Source organism: Streptomyces sp. NPDC059649 (assembly GCF_042734445.1).
Lineage (GTDB): Bacteria > Actinomycetota > Actinomycetes > Streptomycetales > Streptomycetaceae > Streptomyces.
This window is the reverse complement of sequence record NZ_JBHWDV010000002.1, coordinates 478119-499768: the sequence shown is the minus strand read 5'-3', so window position 1 is coordinate 499768 and position 21650 is coordinate 478119. Positions and strand designations below refer to the sequence as shown.

Sequence of the window (21650 nt, the reverse complement as noted above, 5' to 3'; positions counted from 1 at the left end):
AACACCCCTGCTCACTCGGGCGCGCATCACACTGCCCCCTCCTCGCATGGCGCACCGCCTGTCGGTCACCTGTGCCGCCTCCATCGTGCCGTGAGCCGCCACCCGCGTCGACCCCTTCGAGGACACACGGGCCAGAGCGCAAGCGCCGTTGTGAACGCCGTGCTTCGCGCGCGTGACAGGGAATTCGGTATGTGAGACGCCTGCGGAAGAGTCGTTGACGTGGCTGGTTTTCGCTGTCAGCCTCTCGGGTGTGAGCCAGTCCGAGGAATTCGCCGCGCGCTTGCACGTCGATCTGCGACGTCAGGCCAGCGCCATCTGTGCCGCTGCTCGCTAGCCCTGCTGGCTTGAGCCATCGGGCCATCTGCTGACTCGTTCCACGAGGCACGCCAGGCCGTGCCGTGACCTGCCGTACCGGGCGTACCGGCCGTGTCGTACTCGATGCAGGTAATTCGTGACGAGGTTTCCTTTCCACCGGCCGGTGTTTGTGCTGCGCGCTCGCGCACACCGGCCCGCTCAAGGCGATTCTTCCCCTCCTGAACAGGACCTTTCCCATGACCACGCTGAACGCATCGTCCCGACGACAATTCCTCACCCTGCTCGGAATATCGGCGGCCGCGGTGAGTTGCGGTACGACGGCGACCGGTGCGTCTTCCGGGCGGGGGCAGACCAGGACGCTCCGGTACCAGGGCTGGGCGGGCCAGGTCACCTTGCCCGAGTTGGCCGCGGATCTCGGGTATCTGGAGGACGTCAAGCTGAAGTGGATCGGCAATACGACCAGCGGCCCGCAGGACATCCAGTCCGCGGCCACCGGCCAGATCGACTTCGGCGGGGCGTTCAACGGCGCGGTCGTCAAACTGGCCGCGAACAAGGCTCCCATCAAGGCCGTGATCAGCTATTACGGCGCCGACAAGGAGGCGTACAACGGGTACTACGTGCGGCAGGACAGTCCGATCCATTCGGCCCGGGATCTGATGGGCAAGAAGGTCGGGATGAACACTCTCGGTGCCCATGCCGAGGCGTTGCTCGACATCTATCTGGAGCGGGGCGGTCTGTCCCGGAAACAGGCGGGCACGGTCGAACCGCTGGTGGTGCCGCCCGTCAACATCGAACAGAGCCTGCGCCAGCGCCAGATCGAGGTGGCCGTGCTCGGCGGCATTCTGCGGGACAAGGCCCTGGCGAAGGGCGGAATCCGCCCACTGTTCAGCGACTACGGGCTGCTCGGCGCTTTCAGTGCCGGCACGTACGTGATGACGGACCGTTTCTTGAAGCAGAACCCTGATACGGCCCGGATCTTCGTCACCGGGGTGGGACGGGCCATCGAGTGGTCCCGTTCCACCCCGCGCAAGGAAGTCGTCGCCCGTATGACGGACATCGTGAAGAAGCGGGGGCGCAATGAAGAGGTCGCGCCCCTGCAGTACTGGAAGTCGTGGGGCGTCGCGGAGACGGCCGGCCTCATCACCGGCAAGGAACTCCAGCTCTGGGTCGATTGGCTGGCCAAGCGCGGCGACATCCAGAAGGACCAGGTGACGCTGTCCGAGCTCTACACCAATGAGTTCAACGGCAATAAGGCCGGCGGCGCTGCGTCCGCTTCGCCGTCTTCCGCTCCTTCGAAGAACGGGAGTTGACCGATGACGGAATTCATCGCACCCAAGATCGCATTCGAGGGCGTACGGAAGGATTTCACCGTCAAGGGCCGGGCGCGGAAGGGCCGGGCGGGCGACGACCGCGCAGGGGCAGGGCGGGCGACCCGGTTCACCGCCCTCGACGGGATCGACCTGGAGATAGCGGCCGGCGAGTTCGTGGTCCTGGTCGGGCCCAGCGGCTGCGGGAAGTCGACCCTGCTGGATCTGCTCGGCGGTCTCACCCGACCCACCGGCGGGCGGATCCTGCTGGACGGCCGGCCCGTCACCGGTCCGGGCCTGGACCGCGGCATCGTCTTCCAGCAGTACGCGCTGCTGCCCTGGCGCACGGCACAGGGCAATGTCGAGTTCGGCCTGGAGGCCACCGGAGTGCCACGGCGCCAACGCGCCGCACGTGCCCAGGAGTTCCTGGACCTGGTGGGTCTGTCCGGCTTCGAGAACCGCCATCCGCACGAGCTGTCGGGCGGGATGCGGCAGCGGGTCGCGATCGCCCGCAGTCTCGCCTACGACCCCGATGTGCTGCTGATGGACGAGCCGTTCGCCGCGCTGGACGCCCAGACCAGGGAGTCGCTGCAGGACGAATTGCTGCGGATCTGGGAGCGCACCGGAAAGACGGTCGTCTTCATCACACACGGGATCGAGGAAGCCGTCTATCTGGGGCAGCGGGTCGCCGTGATGACCTCCCGGCCCGGCCGGATCAAGCAGGTCGTGCCGATCGCCCTGGACTCGCGCACGGAAACGGACGACCCGCGGTCCAGTCCCGAGTTCGCACGGTACCGGCACGAGATCTGGTCGCTGCTGCACGACGAGGTGGCCAGGGCCCAGCAGTTGGAGAAGGAGGAGGTCTCGGTATGAGCTCCGTAACCGGCACGACCACTACGAGCACGCGGGCCCCCGCCCTCCCCGCACCCGCGTCACCCCTTGCCCCGGCGTCCGGCGTACCCCGCCGTGCCCGCTCGACAGCGCTCCTCCGCCGGGCGGGCCGCCGGCTGCCGTCCCTGCTTCTCAAGGGCGCCGCCAAATCCGTGGCGGTCGTCGCCCTGCTGCTCCTGTGGGAGGTCGCGCCGCGACTCGATCTGGTCGACCGGACGTTCCTGCCGCCGTTCAGCGAGGTCGCCGGGGCCTGGTGGGAGCTGGCGGCCGACGGCCAGCTGGCCGATCACACGGGCGCCAGTCTGGCCCGGTCGTTCAGCGGCTTCGGTCTGGCGGTGGCCGTCGCCGTGCCGCTTGGTCTGCTGATCGGCTGGTACCGGCCGGTCGCCGATCTGCTCGGTCCGCTCCTGGAGGTGTTCCGCAACACGGCCGCGCTGGCCCTGCTGCCGGTGTTCGTCCTGCTGCTGGGGATCGGCGAGACCTCGAAGATCTCCATCGTGGTGTACGCCTGCACCTGGCCGGTCCTGCTCAACACCATAAGCGCCGTGGGCAACGTCGACCCCACGCTGCTGCGGCTGGCCAAATCGATGGACCTGTCCGCGCCACGGCTGTTCCAGAAGGTCATCCTGCCGTCCTCGGTACCGGTCATGTTCACCGGGATCCGGCTGGCCGGAGCGGCGTCGATCCTGGTGCTGGTCGCCGCAGAAATGATCGGTGCCAAGGCCGGTCTGGGCTATCTGATCAATTCCTCGCAGTACAACTTCGCGATCCCGCAGATGTACGCGGGCATCCTCACCATCTCCGCCATCGGCGTGGCCTTCAACCAGGTCCTGGTGACCGTGGAGCGGCGGCTCAGCTCCTGGCGCGTGCCCGCCGCCGGCTGACCCGGCCCCCCCTTCCGGCACCCATCCCGCTCCGAGGAGCCGCTATGCCTCCCGCCGCTCATCCCGGCCCCCAACGCCCCCTGCATCTCAACGCCTTCCTGATGAACGCCGGCCACCACGACGCCGCCTGGCGGCACCCGCGTACCCAGCCGGAACGCGTCACCGACCTGCGCTACTTCCAGCAGCTCGCGCAGACCGCCGAGCGCGGCCGGCTCGACTCGATCTTCTTCGCCGATGGCCTCGCCCTGTGGGGGAAGGTCCGCCACAACGCCCTCGGCGGCTTCGAACCGCTCACCCTGCTGTCCGCGCTGGCCGCGGTCACCGAGCACATCGGGCTGATCGCCACCGTATCGACCACCTTCAACGAGCCGTTCCACACCGCCCGCAAGTTCGCCTCCCTGGACCACCTCAGCGGCGGCCGGGCCGGCTGGAACATCGTCACCTCGGGCACCGTGAACGAGGCCCGCAACTTCGGGCAGGACGAGCACCTGGCACACCGGCTGCGTTACGAGCGGGCGCGGGAGTTCGTCGAGGTCGCGACGAAGCTGTGGGACAGCTGGGAGGACGGGGCGATCCTGCTCGACCGTGCGCGCGGCGTCTACGCCGACACCGACCGGGTGCGGGAGATCAACCACCGCGGGGCGTACTTCGGGGTGCAGGGCCCGCTGAACGTACCGCGCAGCCCCCAGGGCCACCCGCTGCTGGTGCAGGCCGGTTCGTCGGAGGACGGCAGGGAGTTCGCCGCCGAGTACGCCGAGGCCGTGTTCACCGCCCAGCAGACCCTCGCCGACGCCCAAGCGTTCTACAAGGACCTCAAGTCCCGGCTGGCGCGCCACGGCCGGGCCGAGGACGAGCTGAAGGTACTGCCCGGCATCTGCCCGGTCATCGGCTCGACCGAGGCCGAGGCACGGGCCCTCGACCGTGAGCTGACGGAGCTTCAGGTACCTGAGTACGGGCTCGCCCAGCTCTCCGGGATGCTCGGCACCGATCTGACCGGGCTGCCGCTGGACGGGCCGCTGCCCGAACTGCCCGAGGAGCGGGACATCAACGGGAACAAGAGCCGTTTCACGCTCGTCGCCGAACTCGCCCGCCGCGACGGCCTCACCCTGCGTGAACTCATCGCCCGCCTCGGCGGAGGACGCGGCCATCGGGTCGTCGTGGGCACGCCGGAGCAGATCGCCGACCAGCTCCAGGAGTGGTTCACCCACGGCGCTGCCGACGGCTTCAACATCATGCCGCCCCATCTTCCGGGCGGCCTGGAGGACTTCGTCGACCATGTCGTCCCCGTCCTCCAACGGCGCGGTCTGTTCCGTACCGAGTACACCGGACGCACCCTGCGCGAGCACTACGGCCTGCCCCGCCCCACCAACCGGCTGGCCGAACCCACCACCCTCCTGAACGGAGAAACCGCATGACCTCCCACACCAACGACAGCAACGACAGCAACGACAAGAGCGACGGCAACAGCACCAGCACCACATTCGACATCCGCAGGATCGGGGGTCGTATCGGGGCCGAGATCACCGGCGTGGACCTCAGCACAGACCTCGACCCAGCCCTCGTGACCGAGATCAACTCCGCGCTCCTGGAACACAAGGCCCTGGTCTTCCGCGACCAGCAGCTCGACGACGCCGGCCAGCTCCGCTTCGCCTCGCTCTTCGGCGAGCTCACCACCGCGCATCCCACCGTCCCCTCCGTCGACGGGCAACCGAACATCCTGCCCGTCAACGGCGACGAGGGCATCCGCGCCAACCGGTGGCACACCGATGTGACCTTCGTCCGTACGCCCCCGAAGGCGTCCACGCTGCGCAGCATCGTGGTCCCGCCCTACGGTGGCAACACACTCATCGCCAATACGGCCGCCGCCTACCGTGATCTGCCCGATCCCCTGCGCGAGCTGGCCGACAAGCTGTGGGCGGTCCACACCAACGACTACGACTACGCCGCCCCGAAGAACGAGCACGCCGCCGAACACCGCCGGCAGTTCGTCTCACGGAAGTACCGCACCGCACACCCGCTGGTCCGTGTGCACCCAGAGTCCGGGGAGCGGGGGCTGTTCATCGGCGGTTTCGCACAGAGCATCGTCGGCCTGGGCCCGTCCGATTCGCGCGATCTGCTGCGCCTGTTCCAGTCGTACGTCACCCGTCCCGAGAACATCGTGCGGGTGGCCTGGAGCCCCGGTGACCTGGTCCTCTTCGACAACCGCAGCACCCAGCACTACGCCCCCGACGACTACGGCGACCTGCCGCGTCTCCTCCACCGGGTGACCGTCGCCGGCGATGTCCCGGCCGGCATCGACGGCAGGCTCAGCCACACCATCGAAGGCGACGACGCCACCCACTACACACCCGCCGCGGCCTGAGACCGGCTGCCCACCCGCCGGGGCGCACACCGTGACCTGCGGTGTGCGCCCCGGCATCCGCACCGCCGTCATCCCCGCGTCGAAGGCAGCGGCGGCAGTTCCCGGTGCCGCACGGTGAAGGCGCCCTTGATCACCGGTGCGAAGGGAGCGGGAGCCATGCAGGTGCCGGTAGGGGACTCCAGGTCCTTCTTGTCCTTGGCGCGGGGTTCGAAGTTCACGATGTCCCAGCCGAAGCCGAGGCGGTCCGGTGCGTCGCCGCGCCCCTGCTGGATGCTGAGCCCGATCCGCTTGCCCCTCTTCTCGACGTTCGACTCCGCCACGACCGCGGTGAGCGTGGCCGTGCCGCCCCCGGTGACCAGGCAGTCGACCTTCGCCTTCGACCAGCCGGTGATGTGGTGGGCCGGTGAGTAGTGCCTGATGGTCACGGTGCCCTTGGCATCGGTGGGCAGCCCGGGCAGCGGCAGGCCCGGCAGGTGGCGGGTGAAGGGCGCTGCCTCGGCGTCGACGGTGAAGCGGATGTCGTCGTGCGGCGAGTAGACGTACGAGATGCGTCCTGCCCCGTGGACGCCGGCGACCTTGGTGGGCTGCTTCGCGGGCGTCCCGGCAGCGTGCGCGTCGCCGGGCACGGACCCCATCGCGGCGACCCCAGCGAGCACGGCGAGCGCGGCGACGCCGCCAACGGTACCGAGAGCGACAAAGCGCATGATGAACTCCCTTGGAAGGACTGCTGGTTGACCGCTGTTCGGCCGGTCTGCCGAACCAGCAACAGCCTCGCCCGCGCCCACCCCCGACGCCCATCGGCCGATCGGCGGATAAATGCAGTCCGTCCTCGGCGCGCCTCTGCCGTTCGGTAGACGGGGCAACAGGAGAACGGGGGCGGAACACCGGCCGGGGCGGCCGGAGCACCTGCCGAACGCGGCCGGATGATCACGACCTCGTACGCTGATCACCATGGGGGAAACGACACCAGCCGTGCCGGAGTTAATACTTGGCGGACTGCCGACGCTCGTGGCAGCAGTCACCGTGATCTGGGCGCTGGCCCGCCGCCGCGCTGCCGCGCACCGCCGACTGGCCCGCCCCACAGCGGCCTGCGCGCTGCTGTCCCTGATGACCACCGTGGCCGTCACCCCGCATACGGGCGCGTACCTGAAGCTCGTGGAGGCGGGCCTGCTGCTGCCCCTCATCGCGGCGGTCGCCCGCTGGTCGCCGCTGCGGGAGCTGCGCATCGCGGTCCCCCTGGCGGCCCTCGCGGTAGCCGCCTGGCCCGCGCCGCTGGTCAACGGCAGTTTCCTGGAACGTACCGGGGTGGCGTCGTTCTGGCTGCTGCCGGCGCTCGCCGCGGCGGCCATCGGCGGCTATCCGCGCCATGTGGAGCAGCGCCGACGTACCGCGGTGACAGCGGCCCGGCGCGCCCAGCGGCTCCAACTGTCCCGCGATCTCCACGACTTCGTGGCGCACGACGTCAGCGGCATCGTCGTCCAGGCCCAGGCGGCCCGTTTCCTGGCCCCGACCGATCCCGGCCAGGCGGTCCTGGCCCTGGAGCGGATCGAGAAGGCGGGCCTGAACGCCCTGGAGGCGATGGACCGCACGATGCACATGCTGGACGACGACCAGGAATTGGCGAGCACGTCGCACCGGCCACCCGGAATTGCCCAACTCCCCACCTTGATCGATGACTTCACCGCGCTCAGCGGCACAGAAACGCGCCTCCACCTGCCCCCGAGCGCGGCGGAAGCCTTCACTCTCGCCGCCCCGGAGGCAGGCGCGTTGGCCTACCGCATCGTGGCCGAGGCGCTCACCAACATCCATCGGCATGCGCCCCGAACGCCCCGCGCGGAGGTCCGCTTCTCGCCCAGCCCCACGGGCATGGAACTGCGCGTGACCAACGAGCCACCAGACACACCCTCCAGTCACCCCCGCCGCCCCACCGCCCTGCGCCGGCGCGGCGGGCGCGGGCTCGTCGCCCTCACCGACGACGTACGGGCACGGGGCGGCACCCTCACCGCCGGCCCGCACGGCGAGGGCGGCTGGTGCCTCACGGCAATCCTGCCGCTGTCGACCTCCCCGACAAAGGAGCCGAAGAAGCGGCCGAAGGAACCGAAGCTGCCGAAGGAGCCGAAGTGACCGCCTCCACCCCCACCACCGGCGCCCCCAGTCCCACTCCCGGCCACATCACCCGCATACTCCTCGCCGACGACCAGCCGGACGTACGCAGCGGCTTCCGGCTGATCCTCGACTCCCAGCCGGACATGACCGTCGTCGGCGAGGCAGCGGACGGCGCCACGGCCATCGACCTGGCCCACCGGCTCCGCCCCGACCTGGTCATCGCCGACATCCGGATGCCGGTCCTCGACGGCCTGGAGGTGACCCGTCGCCTGACCGGTCCGGCCACGCCCGGTGCCCCTCGCGTCCTGGTGGTCACCACCTTCGACCACGACGACTACGTCCGTACGGCCCTGCGCGACGGCGCCTGTGGCTTCCTCCTGAAACGCTCGGGCCCCGGCCTGCTGATCGAGGGCGTACGAGCCGCCATGGCCGGTGATCTCCTCATCAGCCCGCAACTCACCGTCCGCCTCCTGCGGTCCCAGGCGACCTCCGCCCCTCCCCCAGCACGCGGGCCCTCCCCCCTCACTCCGCGCGAGGAGGAGATCGCCCGCCTTGTGGCGGAGGGTCTGACGAACGCCGAGATAGCCGCGCGCCTCTTCATCTCCGCGGGCACGGCCAAGACGCATATCGCCCATATCCAGGCCAAGTTGAAGGTGCGGAACCGGGTGGGCATCGCGGCCTGGTCCTGGGAGACGCGCGATCCCCCGCAGGCCAGGCCGTAGGGCCGTACGGCCGTCACCGCACCCTGGGCAGGCCGGTCACCGACATCACGAGCGAGTACAGCGAGGTGGTCGCCGTGATGAACAGCCGGTTGTTCTTGGGACCGCCGAAGGCGATGTTGGAGACGGGCTCGGGCACGCGGAGCCTTCCGATGAGGGTGCCGTCGGGGTGGTAGCAGTGCACGCCGTCGTCGAACGCGGCGGCCCACAGCCGCCCTTCGTCGTCGAAGCGGATGTTGTCGAAGCCACCGTCGGTGCGCTCCGCGAAGACCTTGCCGTCCGAGAGGGTGCCGTCCTCGCGTACGTCGAAGACGCGGATCTGCCGGGCTCGTGTGTCGGCGACGTACAACTGCCCTTCGTCCGGGGAGAAGACCAGGCCGTTCGGTCCGTCGAAACCGTCCGCGACCCGGTGGACCGCGCCCGTCATGGGATCGATCCGGTAGACGTCGCAGCTGCCGATCTCGCTCTCGGCGCGGTGCCCCTCGTAGTCACTCGTGATCCCGAAGTCCGGGTCCGTGAACCAGACCGAGCCGTCGGAACGGACGACGGCGTCGTTCGGGCTGTTGAGGCGCTTGCCCTCGAAGCGGTCGGCGAGCACGGTGACGCGGCCGTCGGGTTCGGTGCGGGTGACCCGGCGGTTGCCCTGCTCGCAGCTCACCAACCGGCCCTCGCGGTCGAGGGTGTTGCCGTTGATGTGGCCGGCCGGGGAGCGGAACACCCCGATCGCGCCGGTCGCCTCGTCCCAGCGCAACAGCCGGTCGTTGGGAATGTCGCTCCAGATCAGCTGCCGCCAGGCGGGCAGATAGAGCGGCCCCTCGGCCCAACGGCAGTCCGCGTGCAGCCGCTCCAGCCGTGCGTCCCCGTTGGCGCACCTCCCGGTGCGGAAGCGCTCATCCAGAACCTCGTACGGAGTGTCGAGCATCGATGCAGACATGGTCGCCTCTTCTCCCTCATCCATCGAACCTCATTCGCAGTGATACTAATATGCCCGAACCAGATATGGTGGAGGTATGCGAATGAGCAAGGGGATGGTGGACGACATCGACCGGGCGCTGATCGCGGAGCTGCAGCGGGACGCCACACAGGCCTACGCGGCGCTCGGCAAGGCGGTCGGCCTGTCAGCCGGCGCGGCGCACGACCGCGTACGCAAACTCCGTGAGCGCGGCGTCATCCGCCACACCACCGTGGACGTCGACCCGGCCGCCCTCGGGCAGGGCGTGCTCGCGTTCGTCATGGTCGACTCGTCGGCCTGGATGGGGGACGCTTCCGACGCCTTCGCCGCCATCGCCGAGATCCAAGAGGCGCACATCATCGCCGGCGCCGCCTCCGTGCTCGTCAAGGTGCGCACGGCCACCACGGAGCAGTTGCAGGACGTCCTACGACGGCTCTACGCGATCGAGGGCGTGAGCGGGACACAGGCGACGGTCGTGCTGGAGACCTTCTTCGAAAGGCCGGTCAGCGCCGACTGACGCCTTCGGGGCCGGCCTCGACCTCCAGGTAGCGGCGGCCGCCCGGGCCGCGGACCTCCAGGGCGTCGAAGCCCCACTCGCGCAGTACCTCGCGGCACCGCAGCAGGCTCTCCCGTTCCTCGTAGCGGGCACCGCTCCCCCGCGGCCCGGCCCACCGCACCACCACCAGGCCCGTCCGCTCCCCCGCACTCGCGCGGTAGCCGGTCCGCACCGGCTCGCCGTCCTCGCCGACGGCTGACGGCGTCATACCTCCGGCCTCCAGGAGCAGGCTCACCGTGCGCAGCAGCCGGCGCCGTTCCCACTCGGCGGGACGGGCCTGCGGCTCGGGACCGGGGTTGGTCAGCCGGCGGATGCTCCGGATGCCGTCGAGCGCCACGCGCAACTCGGCCGACCGCGCACCGGTGTCCGCCGTCTCCACGGCATCGGCGCGTTCGGCGCCTGTGCGTACGCGCAGGCCGTCCGCCTGACTGTCCCGGTCGTTCATCGCTCGCCACCTGGTTTGGTTCGGGTCCGCTCCTACCGGCACGAACGGTACGCACGGCAGGGCGGGAGCGCAGCGCGAGCGTCGGGGACGCAGGTTCCTGTCAGGCGGTACGGGTCCCCTGGCCGGGATTCAGGTGCCCGGTCCGTGGTGCAGCCCCCTCCGTGCAGCCCCCCTGCTCCCCTTCCTGCCCTCCTCCGGATATTCGATCGCACGTGGGGATCACTCCGGGCACAATGCGCGCATGCCGACCACCGCGGAGCAATTGCTCTCCGCACTCGAACCGCTGCCGTTCCCCGCCCGCCTCTCCCTTACCGCGAGGACCGCCCATCGGCTGGCCGAGGAGGGCCAACTCTCCCCACTGCTGGCCGATTTGGATGCGCGCGGGCCGTACGAGCGGCGGCTCGCGGCGCTGGCCGCCCTCGCCGGGAAGGATGCCGGATTCCTCGCCGGGCGGCTCGCCGATCCCGACCCGGTCGTCGCCGGCTACGCCCTGCGTGCCACCCGCGTGCTGCCGGTGCCGGACGAGGCGGTGGAGTCGGTGTACGACGACGCACCGGCCGCCCTGCGGCAGCGACTGGCACGGCTGCTGGCCTCCGGCGGCCGGACGGCGCTCGCCGAACGGCTGGTGGTGCGGCTGCGTGCGGACTGGGGCGACGCCGAGGCGGCACGCCCGCTGCCGGCCTGTTCCACGCCGTTCGTCGCCCGGAACCTGCCCGGGCTCGCGCACGCCGTCGACGGCTGGACGGGACTGGCCCGGCGGCATCCCGATCCGGTGCTGGACCATGCCGAAGCCGCCCTGGCCGAGCGGGCGGGGGGACAGCAACGGGAGGAGTGGTGGCGGCTGCACGCCACCGCGGTCGCCGTGCTCGCGCCGCTCCGGCCCGAGCGGGTGCTGACGCTGCTGGAACGGTACGGGCCGGAGAGCCTGCCGTCCTCGCTGTGGGCCGACCTCGGCCCGCTGGTGGACGCCGGCGCCGAGCGAGTGGTCCGCTGGCTGACCTCGCCCGACCGGCACGCACCGCGCCACGAGCCGGTACCGCCCCCGGGAGTGCTGCGCCGGCTGGTGCGGGCCGAGCCGGCGTCGCTGCCCGCCCTCGGCCGCCACTGGCTGGGCCGCGGCGCGCACTTCACCGCCCTGGTCAAGGCCATGGCCCCCGGCCGGCGTCCGGCCTTCCTCGATGCGGTCACCGCCGCCGGGACACCCGGGGAGCCGGCCCTGGCCGTCCTCGATCTGCTGCCCCGCGAACGCCGCTGGGCGGAAGTACGGCGGGCCGCGGGCGAGTTCACGGGGGGTGCCGACTGGTGGGACGACCTGGACACCCTGGTCCACGGGCCGTTCGACGAGGCGCGACCGGCGCTGCTCGCCGCGGTCCGGCGGCCCGACGCGGACGACCGGGCGTCCGCCTGGCCGCTGTGGGTGGCGTGCGCCGCCCGGGACGGCGGCCGCGAGGCGCTCACCGACCTGCTGACCGCGATGCGGCGGCTGCGCAACGAGCGGGACCCGGTCCGCGCCGCCGCGCTCGACGCACTCGCGTCCGTACCCGCGCGGCTGTTCCGGCCCGAGGACGCCACGCGGCTGGACGGGATCACCGTCGATGCCCTGGAGGCGCGGGACGCCTCCGCCGACAGCCGGGCGGCGCTGCGGGCCCTCGCCGAACGCGTACTGGTCGAGCACGCCACCGAGGGTGACCCGGCGCTGTCCGCTTGGGCGCTGGGCACTGTGGAGCGCCTGGTGGCCCGGGCCGGTGTCCCCGACTTCGGTCCGCTGCACCGGGTGCTGCGCCGTGGCCAGGAGCACCAGCTCTTCGAGGCGCTGCGCCCGTGGCTGGCGGCAGCCGCCCAACGTGCCGACTTCCGGGTGCTGTTGGGCCTGGCCGATGCGCTGGGACCGCGTGCCCGGCGGATGCCCCAGCTGCAGGACATGCTGTTCACGGCCTTGGAACGCGGTGACGACGAGACGTTCGCGGCGGCCGCGGAGCGATGGCTGGCCGCACCGGCCACCCGTGACGAGCGGGCGGCCCGGATCGTCGCGCGCGAACCGTCGGCGGTGGTCCTCCCACCCGTACGCCGCGTCCTGGCCCGGCGGCGCACCGACCTGCTCGACGCACTGCTCGGCGACGCCCCGCCCTACGGCCGATTCCTGGTGCGCGGTGCCCGGCGCCCGCTGCCTGATCTCGGCGACAGCGACCGCTGGTTGCCCCGTCAGCAACGGGCCGCGGCACGGCTCGCCGGGGAGGCGGCCGCGGACCGCTCCCTGCCGCTCGACGCACGCGCCGCCGCGGTCCGGGCCGCCGCCCGGATCCCCGAGCTGGGACGCGCGCTGGCGCTGAGGCATGCCGACGACGGGGACGTGGTCGTGGCCGAGGCGGCGCTCGGCGCACTGCCCTGGACCGACCGGCCGCACGAGGCCCTGCCGGTGCTGCTGGAACAGGCCGGCAGCGACCGTGCCCGGGTCGCCGTTTACGCGGCGACCCGCGCCGCCCGCTTCACCGCCCCTTCCCAACTCGCCCCTGCGCTGGGCGAGTTGCTGACCGGCGAGCGGGCGGCGAAGGTGACCTCACGCAAGGAGGCGGTGCGGCTCGCGGCCCGTTTCCTGCCGCCGCGGCGAGCGGTTTCCCTGCTGGCGCGGGCCTTCGGCGCGCCCGACCGCCACCCGGACGTCCGCGCCGCCGTCGTCCGCGCCCTGCCGCCGCTGCTCGACGTGCCCGAGGCCTGGCGCCTCCTCGAAGACGCCGCCCACGACGACGCCCCGCCCGTGCTCGACGCCCTCGTGCGGGTCACCCCGTGGGAGCTGGCCCATGCCCACCGCCCCGGGTACGCCGCCGTGGTCGACGCCGCCTACGACGCGTGTCTGGCGTCCCTCGACGGCTTCGCGAGCTACCGCACACTGCACGCCATAGGCACGTGGGCCCGCTACGCACCCGAAGTGGCCGGCCGGCTCTCCCGAACGGTCTGCGACCTCGACCACCGCGCCCACTGGCGGTACGCGGCATGGGTCCTGCGCGAGCTGGCCGGGTCGGGGCTCCCGTACCCGGTGGGCGGTGCGGAGCCGGGCAGCGTGCTGCACGCCGCGGTGGCGGAGCTGCTCGCCGCGATGCACACGTACGACGGCGGCTGCGACGCCCTGCCCGACCGCGACCTGCCGGCCCTGCAGCGGCTGCGCACCCTGGTGCCCCCGAGCTCGGGCCAGGCCGACCGGCCCGAGCTGCTCAAGGCGCTCGCCGATCAACTGGCGCCGGAGCCCCTGCTGTTGACCGAACGTGCCGAGCTGCTGTGGCGACTGGTCGACCGCACCGCGGAACCGGCCGCGCTGCTCGGCCGCCTGCGCGACCTGGCGGACGCCCTCCAGGACGCCGGAGTGACCGTCGCGCAGCAAACGGCCGGCCGGCTGCGCATCTCCTGGGCGCCCGGCGCACATCCGCAGTACACCAGCGCCTTGCTGGCCGCGGCCGACGAGCTGGCCCGCGACGGCGGCACCGTCACCGGTCTGCTGGCGGCCGAACTGACGGCCGGGACGGGAACACGGCTCGACTGGCCCGAGGAATGGCGGCAACTGCTGCGCCGGCTGCGCAGACACCCGCACCCTGACGTACGCCACCACGCCTACCGGACGGTGACGAAATCGGAATGACACGGGTGGGGCGGCCGTCGTCACACGTGGCGCGGCCCGTCCAGGCCCGGGAAGCCGAGGGCGGGGCAATCCCACGAAGGAGTGACGCGAAGCGTTCGAGTACCCGTCGCGCCCGGTAGACGAGTCCCCGCAAGCCCTCCCCCACTCGCCAGAACATATGTCCACGAAGTGCTTCCCGGTCACCCGTTACGGGGAAGGTAAAGGGCCGTTCTTTAGAGCACCTGTACCCACGATCGCCTTTCTGGAGAGACCGTGCACCCCGTACCCGTGCTCGCCCGTGGCCCCGTCCGGCTCGAACAACGGCAACCCGGCGCCGCGCCGGCAGCATGCCGCAGGCAGCTGCTTGACGCCCCGATCCACCGCCTCCGCAGCGCATCCCGACCGGGAGCGAGGTGGTGGGCATGACGGCGTCGAACGGCGACGCGGCCCCGCCACCGACGACCGGGCAGACCGGCCTCCCCCGGCCCCGCCGCGCGCCGTTGGGCCTTCCGCCGGCGGCGGTGCCCCCGGGACCGGGCGACGGGGACATCACCGACGAGCTGAAGGAGGCGTACTGGTCGGTCTACGACGGCGCCGCGGCCCGGTCGACGGTCCGCGAGGTCCTGGTGCGGCTCCCGCGGATCGTCTGGACGATCGGGCGACTGGCCTGGCGGGCCGACCGGTGGGCCACCTCGGCGGTCGTGGTGCTGCAGTTGGTCTCGGCGGCGATGTCGGCCTTCGGGCTGGTGGCTTCGGTGGCCGTGCTGCGGGAGCTGTTCGGTCAGGGGCCGACGCCGGAGAAGGTGCGGAACGCGGTCCCGCAGATCCTGCTCGTGGTGGGCTTCCTGTCCGCCCGGGCGCTCCTTGAGGCCGGGGTCGCCCTGGCGCAGGCCCGGGTCACCCCGAAGATCCGTACCGCGCTGGAGCGCAGCTTCCTGCGGCTGACCGCACACGTACGTCTTGAGGTCGTCGACGACGCCGACTGGCACGACGACGCCTACCGCGCCTCCGACCGGGGGCTGTTCTACGCCCGGCAGATCGTCGGCCAGGTCGTCGCGCTGGCCTCCGCGCTGCTCGGTCTGATCGGCACGGCCGGGGTGCTCACCGGCCTGCACCCGGTCCTGCTGCCCCTGCTCCTGCTGTCGGTCCTGCCGGTCGGCGCGGCGGCGGTGTGGACGGCGCGGGCCCGCTTCCACAGCTTCAGGCGGTGGAACGCCCTCCAGCGGCGGGTGCGGGTCTTCTCCTGGCTGCTGCTCGATCGGGACGCCGCGGCCGAACTCCGTTCCGACACCGCCCAGAACGCCCTCCTGGACGAGCACCACCGGCTGACCGAGCGCATCGCCGAGGAGGACACCCGACTCGGGACCAGTTCCGCCGTGCTGACGCTGGCCGGCCGGGCGCTGGGCGGAGTCGGGACCGGCGTCACGTACGTGGCGCTGGGCGCCATGCTGATCGCCGGATGGCTCCCCCTCGCCGCGGGCGCGGGCGCGGTCCTGGCCATCCAGGCCGGACAGACCGTGCTGACCCGCTTCGTGGATGTCGCGCACCTGGTCTACGAGCACGCCATGTGGGTCGACGACCTGCTGAGGTTCCAGGAACGGTGCCGCGGACTGCAACCCCGTCGTCGTGAGCTCACGGCACCCGCGACCGTCACCACCCTCACCCTGAAGGACGTCACCTTCACCTACCCCGGCAAGGAGACACCGGCACTGCGCGGCATCTCCATGGAGCTGCGGGCCGGCGAAACCGTGGCGTTCGTCGGCGTCAACGGCTCGGGGAAAAGCACCTGCTCACGCCTGATCGCCGGGCTGTACGAGGCGGAAGAGGGCGCGGTGTGCTGGGACGGGACGGACGTGCGGGGTATCGACGCCGAGTCTCTGCAGGCCCGCGTGGCCACCGTGCTCCAGGACCCGCTGCACTTCCCCTTCAGCGCACTCGCGAACCTCACGATCTCCCGTGGCACGCTCACCGAGGCGGACCCCCAGCGGGCCCTGGACGCCGCCGTGGCGTCCGGCGCGGACCGGGTCATCGCCGGACTGCCGCACACCTGGAACGCGGTGCTGTCCAAGCGCTTCCGGGACGGCCAGGAGCTGTCCGCCGGACAGTGGGCCAAGATCGCCGTCGCCCGCGGCCTCTACAAGAACGCACCCGTACTGCTTCTCGACGAGCCGACCGCGAGCATGGACCCCCGGGCCGAACATGCCGTCTACCAGGCGGTGTTGCGCGACCAGAGCCGCGCCGACCGCATCACCGTCCTGATCTCGCACCGCCTGGCCAGCGTCGTCGACTGCGACCGCATCTACGTCTTCGACGACGGCCGGATCACCGAGTCCGGCTCCCACCACCAGCTGATGGCCCTGGGCGGGAACTACGCGGAAATGTTCACCCTCCAAGCAGCCGGCTACCAGCCCACCCCCACAACACCCGCCCCCGACCCCGAATCCGACTCCGGCCCTCACTCCCCACCCAGGACGGTGCACCAGTGACCGAGAAGACCTCACCGCTCGGTTCGGGCGGGCCGGCTCTACAGCGAGATGGGGTGGTGAGGGGCGGAGCCACCGCGGGTGGCTGGGGGCTCACAGGCTCGGGTCGCGGTGGGTCGGGTGGCCGTCCAGGACGGTGAGCAGGACGGGGAGGTCGGGCAGGGTGGTGGCGGGGGTGGTGAGGGGGTCGTCGGCGAGGACGGTGAGGTCGGCGCGGTGGCCGACGGCGAGCCGGCCGGCCTGGTGCTCCTCGCCCGCCGCGCGGGCGGCGTTGAGGGTCATCCCCCGCAGGGCCTCCAGGGGCGTGAGTGCCTGGTAGGGGCCGTGCGGGGGCCGGCTGAGGTCGCGACTGGGGCGGCGGTGGCGGGCGCCCGCCCTGACGCCCAGCGGCGGGTACGGGGCGATGGGCCAGTCCGAGCCGAGGACGACGGTGGCTCCGGCGTCGGTCAGGTCCCGGCAGCGCCAGGCACGGGCCGCACGCTCCTCGCCCAGGCGGCGCGACGTCGCCGTTCGCGTGGCCCCGTAGGCATCGCTGTCGCCTCGACGCTCTACCTGGTCCTGATGCGCGCCACCACCCGCCCCGGGGCAGGTTCGCGCTCCACGACCCGCACGTTCACCACGGCGGGCCGGAAGACGAGCGACTGACCCCGGCGCCCCTCACCAGCAGAACCGCCGGTCGCCGCGGGCACAGCGACGCCCTGCCCCTCGCCCGCAGCGACGGCCGATGGACGATGGCCGATGGACGATGGGCACCGGTCTCTCAGTCCCGCTGCCCCTGCTCATCGAGCGGCCAGTTCCGCTTCTCACACAGCCGCGCCACCCTGTTGGCCAGGTCTTCGGGCACCGGAACTCCCAATCGGCGGGCGGCCCCGATGCGGTGCCGGACGAGCCCCAGGGTCCAGTCCAGCTGCTCGTCGCTGCGCGCCGCGAATTCCTGGAGCGCCTCCGCCATCAGCTGCTGCCGGTCGATGTCCGCGACGTCCTCTCTCATGGGCGCTGAACCTACCGGGCCTCCTGCCTCGGCAAAACCGCTGAACGCAGAAGTTATCCGACTGCTACCGCGGTGACAGACACCGGCAACGTGGGTGGCGGCCCGTCCACGACGGCCGCGACGGCACGTCATGGAGCCGCGGCGGCCACGGTCCCTACTCCGCTCCGGCCGCACGGGTGCGGCAGGCGTCGGGAAGCGGGGCCAGGCGGCGGGACGGGTCGGCGGGGTGGACGGCCAGGAACGTCTCGGCGGCCAGGCCGGGCGGCGAGACGGGTCGGAAAACGGTACGGCCGGTCGGCAGGTGCTGGGACTGGGCGGCGTAGAAGACGGTCCTGCTGGGGTGGCCGGTGGCGATGGCGGCGAGGGTGTCCCGGACGCTGGCCGCGCTGGCCCCGAAGGGCGAGTTCCACGCGGTCGAGCAGGTGGCCCACATGCCGCATCAGGAGCAGCCCGCCGTCGTCAACGCCCTGATCCGCACCGCCCTCGCCCGGCAGGCCGCCGTGCGCTAGACGACGACAGGACCCGGCGTCAGGGGGACGCGATATGGCAGCCTGGCCGGCCCGGCGTACGCCCACGGTCCGGCCCTCGGCACCGCGGGGGCCGTCCGTCCGCCGCCACAACAGCGCGTCTACGAAAGGGAGGTCGCCGTGCGTGTCGACATCGTCTGGTGGGATCTGTCCGCTTCCGGTCAGACCATCGAGTCCATGCGGGAGTACCTGCGGGACGAATCCGTCGCCGCCTTCTCCGAGGTCCCCGGGCTCCGCCTCAAGATGTGGCTCTCCGACGCCGAGACCAACCGGTGGGGGGCCGTCCTGCTGTGGGAGACGGAAGAGGCAACCCGCCAGGTGCTGCCCAGCCGGGCGCTCGAACTCATCGGCCACCCTCCCGTGTTCGCCCACGGATTCGACGTCGAAGCCACCACCGAGGGCCGCTTCGAAACGGCTCAACTCGCCCTGCGGGGGCTGGCGTTCACCGAAACCGTTGGCGGTTGACAATCCCTCTGCGGGTGTGGCGCCGCCCGACCCGGTGCGCCCACGTTCACGGTGTGATCGTTCAGGGCATGACCTTCAAGGCCTGATCGTCAGTACCTGGTCCACCGGGCGTCGCGGTGTGTGGGGGCCCTTCGGGCCGTATCCGAGGCGGAGGAGCATGTGCACGTGGCCGGATCCCGTGACCGGGTCGCGCAGGATCCAGCGCAGGTCGGGCCATTCGAGGGGCTGGGTCGCGAACGAACCGGCGACTCCCTCGGAGGTGGCCACGAGCATGACGCGTTCGAGTGCCTGGCCGGCGCGCAGCCAGTCGGCGGGACCGTCTCCGGTGGTGCTGAGCGACGCCAGTTGGGGGCTCTTCTCGAAGTCGGCGTAATCGCGGTCGGGTGCGGCGTGCCGGCCGGCGAAGTCCCTGACGGGCGTGGAGCCGGCGCGTTTGCGGGGGCCGAAGGCGTAGGCCGGGATGCCGTCCTCGGCGGAGGGTCCGGTGCCGGTGTCCCGGGTCCAGCTGCGTTGTTCGGCGTCCCGGGCGTCGTCCATGCGGTTGTAGCCCTCGGCGTGCTTGATCAGGTCCAGTACGGTCTCGCGGTGCGCTGCGCCGAGGAAGCTCAGCTGTGCGCCTTCCCGGGCCGCGGCCTCGGTCAGGGCGGTGCGGACGCTCTCCGGGATCTGCCGCTCGGTGAAGGGGTAGCGGCTGGTGTGACGTTCGCGGATCGCGGGGTGGAGGTCGGGGAGGGCCTCGTCGGCGCGGCCGTGCGGGTCGTCCAGGCGCACGGTCGCCAGCAGTGTCGGGGTGTGCGGGTCGGGCAGGAGCGTGGTCCAGGTGCGATGGCCGGCGTGGGCCGCGGCCACCCGTAGGTTCAGCAGCGCCGCTCCGCAGCCCAGGTGCATGCCCCGGGTCGTCGGATCGGCCTCGGGTATCGAGCGGTCCAGATCGGCGGACAGGGTGAAGGTGCGGCTGTGGCGGGCGTAGCCGAAACGCCACGGCTGGGCATTGTGCATGGACGGCGCGGAGACCGTGTCGGCGACCAGGCTCTTGACCAGGGTGTCGTCGAGGATCTTGGTGAACACCGGGTGCCTCCCGGGGCGGCGGGCGGTGGTTCGCTGAACCTCTTCAGCATCGTGCTGGTGCCCGGCTCGTGGCAGGGGCCGTAGGGCCCTGTTCGTGGGCCACCCGGGCCTTCCGGGCCTGCCGGCCGCCGCTCGGGGGCCGATCGGCTCATCCCCCGTCCGGTCCGCCGCGGCCAGGCTGGAGGAGCACGAAGGGAGGTGCACACGATGACGAACGAGCAGCCCGGGCCCCCGTCGGAGCCGGTCCGGACCCGCAGTGACCTCGGCCGGCGCGCAGCGCTGCGCCGGCAGCAGTTGGGACTGACCCGTGAGGAGGTCGCGGCGCGGGCCGCCGCCTCGCCGGGGTACCTGCGGTACGTGGAGGAGAGCGCCGCCGAGCCCGGCATCGGGTTCCTGCTGCGCCTCGCCGGTGCGCTGGACACGACGGTGGCCGAGCTCGCCGGGGGAACGGCGGAGCTGCCGGCCGGCTTCGGCACGGCGGCAGACCATCCGGAGGTGCTGGTCCTCAGTTCCAACGAGTGCCGGCACCTGCTCTCCACCCATGGGGTCGGCAGAGTGGCGGTGACCGTCGACGGCACACCCGCGATCTTCCCCGTGAACTACACCGTCGCCGATGAGGTCATCGCCTACCGCACCGCCCCGGACGCCGGCCCGGCTGCCGCGGCCGGCAAGGAAGTCGCGCTGGAGGCCGACCACATCGATGAGGCCTTCAGCCAGGGGTGGAGCGTCCTGGTCGTCGGGCCCGCCCATGCGGTGACGAACGTCGCCGAGTGCCGCCGGCTGGACGAGCACGCGCACACCGGCCCCTGGATCGGCGACGGGCGCCACTTCTGGATCGCGATCCACCCGATCCGGATCACCGGACGGCGCATCCGCGTCACGGGGGCACGTACGCCCTCGACGACCACGTCGTGATCAACTCGTGGCTCGTGGTCCGCGCGCGGCGGGCCGGCCGGGCGTCCGGTCCGCCTTCAGCGTCCGTACCTGGAGCGACGCCGGCCCGCCGACCGGCCCCCGCCGGGGCCCACTCGGCCCATGGGCTCCGTTCCGGGCCGCGGCGATGCTGGAATCAGGAAGCCGGTATCCGAGCCCTGGCCGCGCGGAGGTACGTCATGGGCGGGTCTGTTGTCGTAGGTCTGGACGGCACCGTGAACAGCGTGCCGGCGGTGCGCTGGGGCGCGGCGGAGGCTGCGGCCCGCGGCCTGCCGCTGCATCTCCTCCATGCCTGGGTCTCGCAGCCGCTGAACCTCCCGGGCGCCAGGGGAGCCACGGACCGGAAGCGCTACGGGGACGAGGTGCTCGGAGCGGCCGAAGCCATGGCGCACACCCTGCATCCGGACGTCCCGGTCACGACCGAGCAGGTCGCGGAGCAAGCGGTCGACGCGTTGGTGGACCGCAGTGGTCTGGCCACGATGATGGTGCTCGGCTCGCGCGGGCACGGCGCGATCGCCGGCTTCCTGCTGGGCTCGGTCAGCCTGCACGTCCTCGGCCGCGCGGAGTGCCCGGTGGTGACCGTGCGCGAGGAGGAGACCGCCGCCTACGGGCGGCCCGAAGTCGTGGTCGGCGTCCAGGAAGCCGGTTCGCGGGGTGAGGCGGTGCTGGAGTTCGCGTTCGCCGCCGCCGAGGCCCACCACAGGCGTCTGCGTGCCGTACGGGCCTGGGAGCCGCCCGTGGTGGAGTGTGTGCCGACCACCGTGGCTCCGCCGGACGAAGAAGAGCTCGCGGCCGAGGAGGAGCGGAAGCTCGCCGCCGTTCTGGCGCCCTGGCGGACGAAGTTCCCCGGCGTCGAGGTCGTGGACCACCTGCAGCAAGGCCGGATCGCACCGGTCCTGCTGGAGTCCTGCTCCCGGGCGAGTCTGCTGGTCGTGGGGCGGCGGATGCAGCGCACGCCGATGCTGCTCGGCCCGGTCGTCTTCGCCGTGCTGCACCATTCCCGCTGCCCGGTGGCGGTCGTGCCGCGGATCTGAAC

Annotated in this window: 20 protein-coding genes and 1 pseudogene; 15 read left to right on the top strand and 6 right to left on the bottom strand. The window is 72.0% G+C overall.

The annotated features are described in order from the left end of the window. Positions 1-172: 172 nt before the first annotated feature. The 6 genes from ACFV1J_RS05040 to ACFV1J_RS05015 all read left to right on the top strand — a co-directional run bounded on the left by ACFV1J_RS05040 (position 173) and on the right by ACFV1J_RS05015 (position 5759). Positions 173-334 (top strand): putative leader peptide, encoded by a 162-nt coding sequence (locus tag ACFV1J_RS05040; protein ID WP_385855823.1) that lies wholly within the window; start codon positions 173-175, stop codon positions 332-334. Positions 335-551: 217 nt separating this feature from the next. Further along, a complete protein-coding gene (locus tag ACFV1J_RS05035) occupies positions 552-1625 on the top strand; it encodes an ABC transporter substrate-binding protein (protein ID WP_385855822.1) in 1074 nt (357 codons plus the stop codon). 3 nt (positions 1626-1628) lie between these two features. Further along, complete coding sequence (locus ACFV1J_RS05030) at positions 1629-2495, top strand: ABC transporter ATP-binding protein (protein WP_385855821.1); 867 nt, start codon at positions 1629-1631, stop codon at positions 2493-2495. Then, complete coding sequence (locus ACFV1J_RS05025) at positions 2492-3397, top strand: ABC transporter permease (RefSeq protein ID WP_385855820.1); 906 nt, start codon at positions 2492-2494, stop codon at positions 3395-3397. Before ACFV1J_RS05030 ends, ACFV1J_RS05025 begins: the two co-directional genes overlap by 4 nt. 44 nt (positions 3398-3441) lie before the next feature. Further along, complete coding sequence (locus ACFV1J_RS05020) at positions 3442-4812, top strand: LLM class flavin-dependent oxidoreductase (RefSeq protein WP_385855819.1); 1371 nt, start codon at positions 3442-3444, stop codon at positions 4810-4812. Next, positions 4809-5759, top strand: coding sequence for a TauD/TfdA dioxygenase family protein (locus ACFV1J_RS05015; RefSeq protein ID WP_385855818.1), 951 nt, complete (start codon positions 4809-4811; stop codon positions 5757-5759). Before ACFV1J_RS05020 ends, ACFV1J_RS05015 begins: the two co-directional genes overlap by 4 nt. Positions 5760-5827: 68 nt before the next feature. Here ACFV1J_RS05015 and ACFV1J_RS05010 read toward each other — a convergent pair whose 3' ends face one another. After that, positions 5828-6463, bottom strand: coding sequence for a hypothetical protein (locus ACFV1J_RS05010; protein ID WP_385855817.1), 636 nt, complete (start codon positions 6461-6463; stop codon positions 5828-5830). A 247-nt stretch (positions 6464-6710) separates the two neighbouring features. Here ACFV1J_RS05010 and ACFV1J_RS05005 point away from each other — a divergent pair, with 247 nt between their 5' ends. Both ACFV1J_RS05005 and ACFV1J_RS05000 read left to right on the top strand, forming a co-directional pair. Continuing rightward, positions 6711-7883: a sensor histidine kinase gene (locus ACFV1J_RS05005; RefSeq protein ID WP_385855816.1), complete on the top strand. Its 1173-nt coding sequence runs from the start codon at positions 6711-6713 to the stop codon at positions 7881-7883. After that, entirely contained in the window at positions 7880-8587 is a 708-nt protein-coding gene (locus tag ACFV1J_RS05000) for a response regulator (RefSeq protein ID WP_385855815.1), read from the top strand. Before ACFV1J_RS05005 ends, ACFV1J_RS05000 begins: the two co-directional genes overlap by 4 nt. A 13-nt stretch (positions 8588-8600) precedes the next feature. Here ACFV1J_RS05000 and ACFV1J_RS04995 read toward each other — a convergent pair whose 3' ends face one another. Continuing rightward, a complete protein-coding gene (locus tag ACFV1J_RS04995) occupies positions 8601-9518 on the bottom strand; it encodes an SMP-30/gluconolactonase/LRE family protein (RefSeq protein WP_385855814.1) in 918 nt (305 codons plus the stop codon). Positions 9519-9615: 97 nt separating this feature from the next. Between ACFV1J_RS04995 and ACFV1J_RS04990 the strand changes: the two genes are divergently transcribed. Further along, positions 9616-10053 carry an Lrp/AsnC family transcriptional regulator gene (locus ACFV1J_RS04990; protein ID WP_385856004.1) on the top strand — a complete coding sequence of 146 codons (438 nt, stop codon included), beginning with the start codon at positions 9616-9618 and terminating at the stop codon, positions 10051-10053. On the opposite strand, the gene ACFV1J_RS04985 is transcribed toward ACFV1J_RS04990, so the two are convergent. Then, entirely contained in the window at positions 10040-10537 is a 498-nt protein-coding gene (locus ACFV1J_RS04985) for a hypothetical protein (protein WP_385855813.1), read from the bottom strand. The two genes, ACFV1J_RS04990 and ACFV1J_RS04985, sit on opposite strands and share 14 nt — an antisense overlap. 241 nt (positions 10538-10778) lie before the next feature. Between ACFV1J_RS04985 and ACFV1J_RS04980 the strand changes: the two genes are divergently transcribed. Next, entirely contained in the window at positions 10779-14168 is a 3390-nt protein-coding gene (locus ACFV1J_RS04980; RefSeq protein ID WP_385855812.1) for a hypothetical protein, read from the top strand. 401 nt (positions 14169-14569) lie between these two features. Next, positions 14570-16633, top strand: coding sequence for an ABC transporter ATP-binding protein (locus ACFV1J_RS04975; RefSeq protein ID WP_385855811.1), 2064 nt, complete (start codon positions 14570-14572; stop codon positions 16631-16633). Positions 16634-16723: 90 nt separating this feature from the next. Here the strand turns inward: ACFV1J_RS04975 and ACFV1J_RS04970 are convergent. After that, positions 16724-17131, bottom strand: a pseudogene (locus tag ACFV1J_RS04970) (amidohydrolase family protein); the annotation flags it as partial. 259 nt (positions 17132-17390) lie between these two features. Beyond that, the gene (locus tag ACFV1J_RS04965; RefSeq protein WP_385855810.1) at positions 17391-17621 is read right to left on the bottom strand and encodes a hypothetical protein; all 231 of its coding nucleotides are present in this window, start codon (positions 17619-17621) and stop codon (positions 17391-17393) included. Positions 17622-17974: 353 nt separating this feature from the next. Between ACFV1J_RS04965 and ACFV1J_RS04960 the strand changes: the two genes are divergently transcribed. After that, a complete protein-coding gene (locus tag ACFV1J_RS04960) occupies positions 17975-18130 on the top strand; it encodes an alpha/beta fold hydrolase (protein ID WP_385855809.1) in 156 nt (51 codons plus the stop codon). Between the two features lie 138 nt (positions 18131-18268). Further along, a complete protein-coding gene (locus ACFV1J_RS04955) occupies positions 18269-18613 on the top strand; it encodes a hypothetical protein (RefSeq protein ID WP_385855808.1) in 345 nt (114 codons plus the stop codon). Positions 18614-18688: 75 nt separating this feature from the next. Here ACFV1J_RS04955 and ACFV1J_RS04950 read toward each other — a convergent pair whose 3' ends face one another. Then, on the bottom strand, positions 18689-19681 hold the full coding sequence (locus ACFV1J_RS04950; protein ID WP_385855807.1) for an Acg family FMN-binding oxidoreductase: 993 nt from the start codon (positions 19679-19681) through the stop codon (positions 18689-18691). A 207-nt stretch (positions 19682-19888) separates the two neighbouring features. Between ACFV1J_RS04950 and ACFV1J_RS04945 the strand changes: the two genes are divergently transcribed. After that, positions 19889-20596 (top strand): helix-turn-helix domain-containing protein, encoded by a 708-nt coding sequence (locus ACFV1J_RS04945; RefSeq protein WP_385855806.1) that lies wholly within the window; start codon positions 19889-19891, stop codon positions 20594-20596. Between the two features lie 197 nt (positions 20597-20793). Beyond that, a complete protein-coding gene (locus ACFV1J_RS04940; RefSeq protein WP_385855805.1) occupies positions 20794-21648 on the top strand; it encodes a universal stress protein in 855 nt (284 codons plus the stop codon). The last annotated feature ends 2 nt before the right edge of the window (positions 21649-21650 follow it).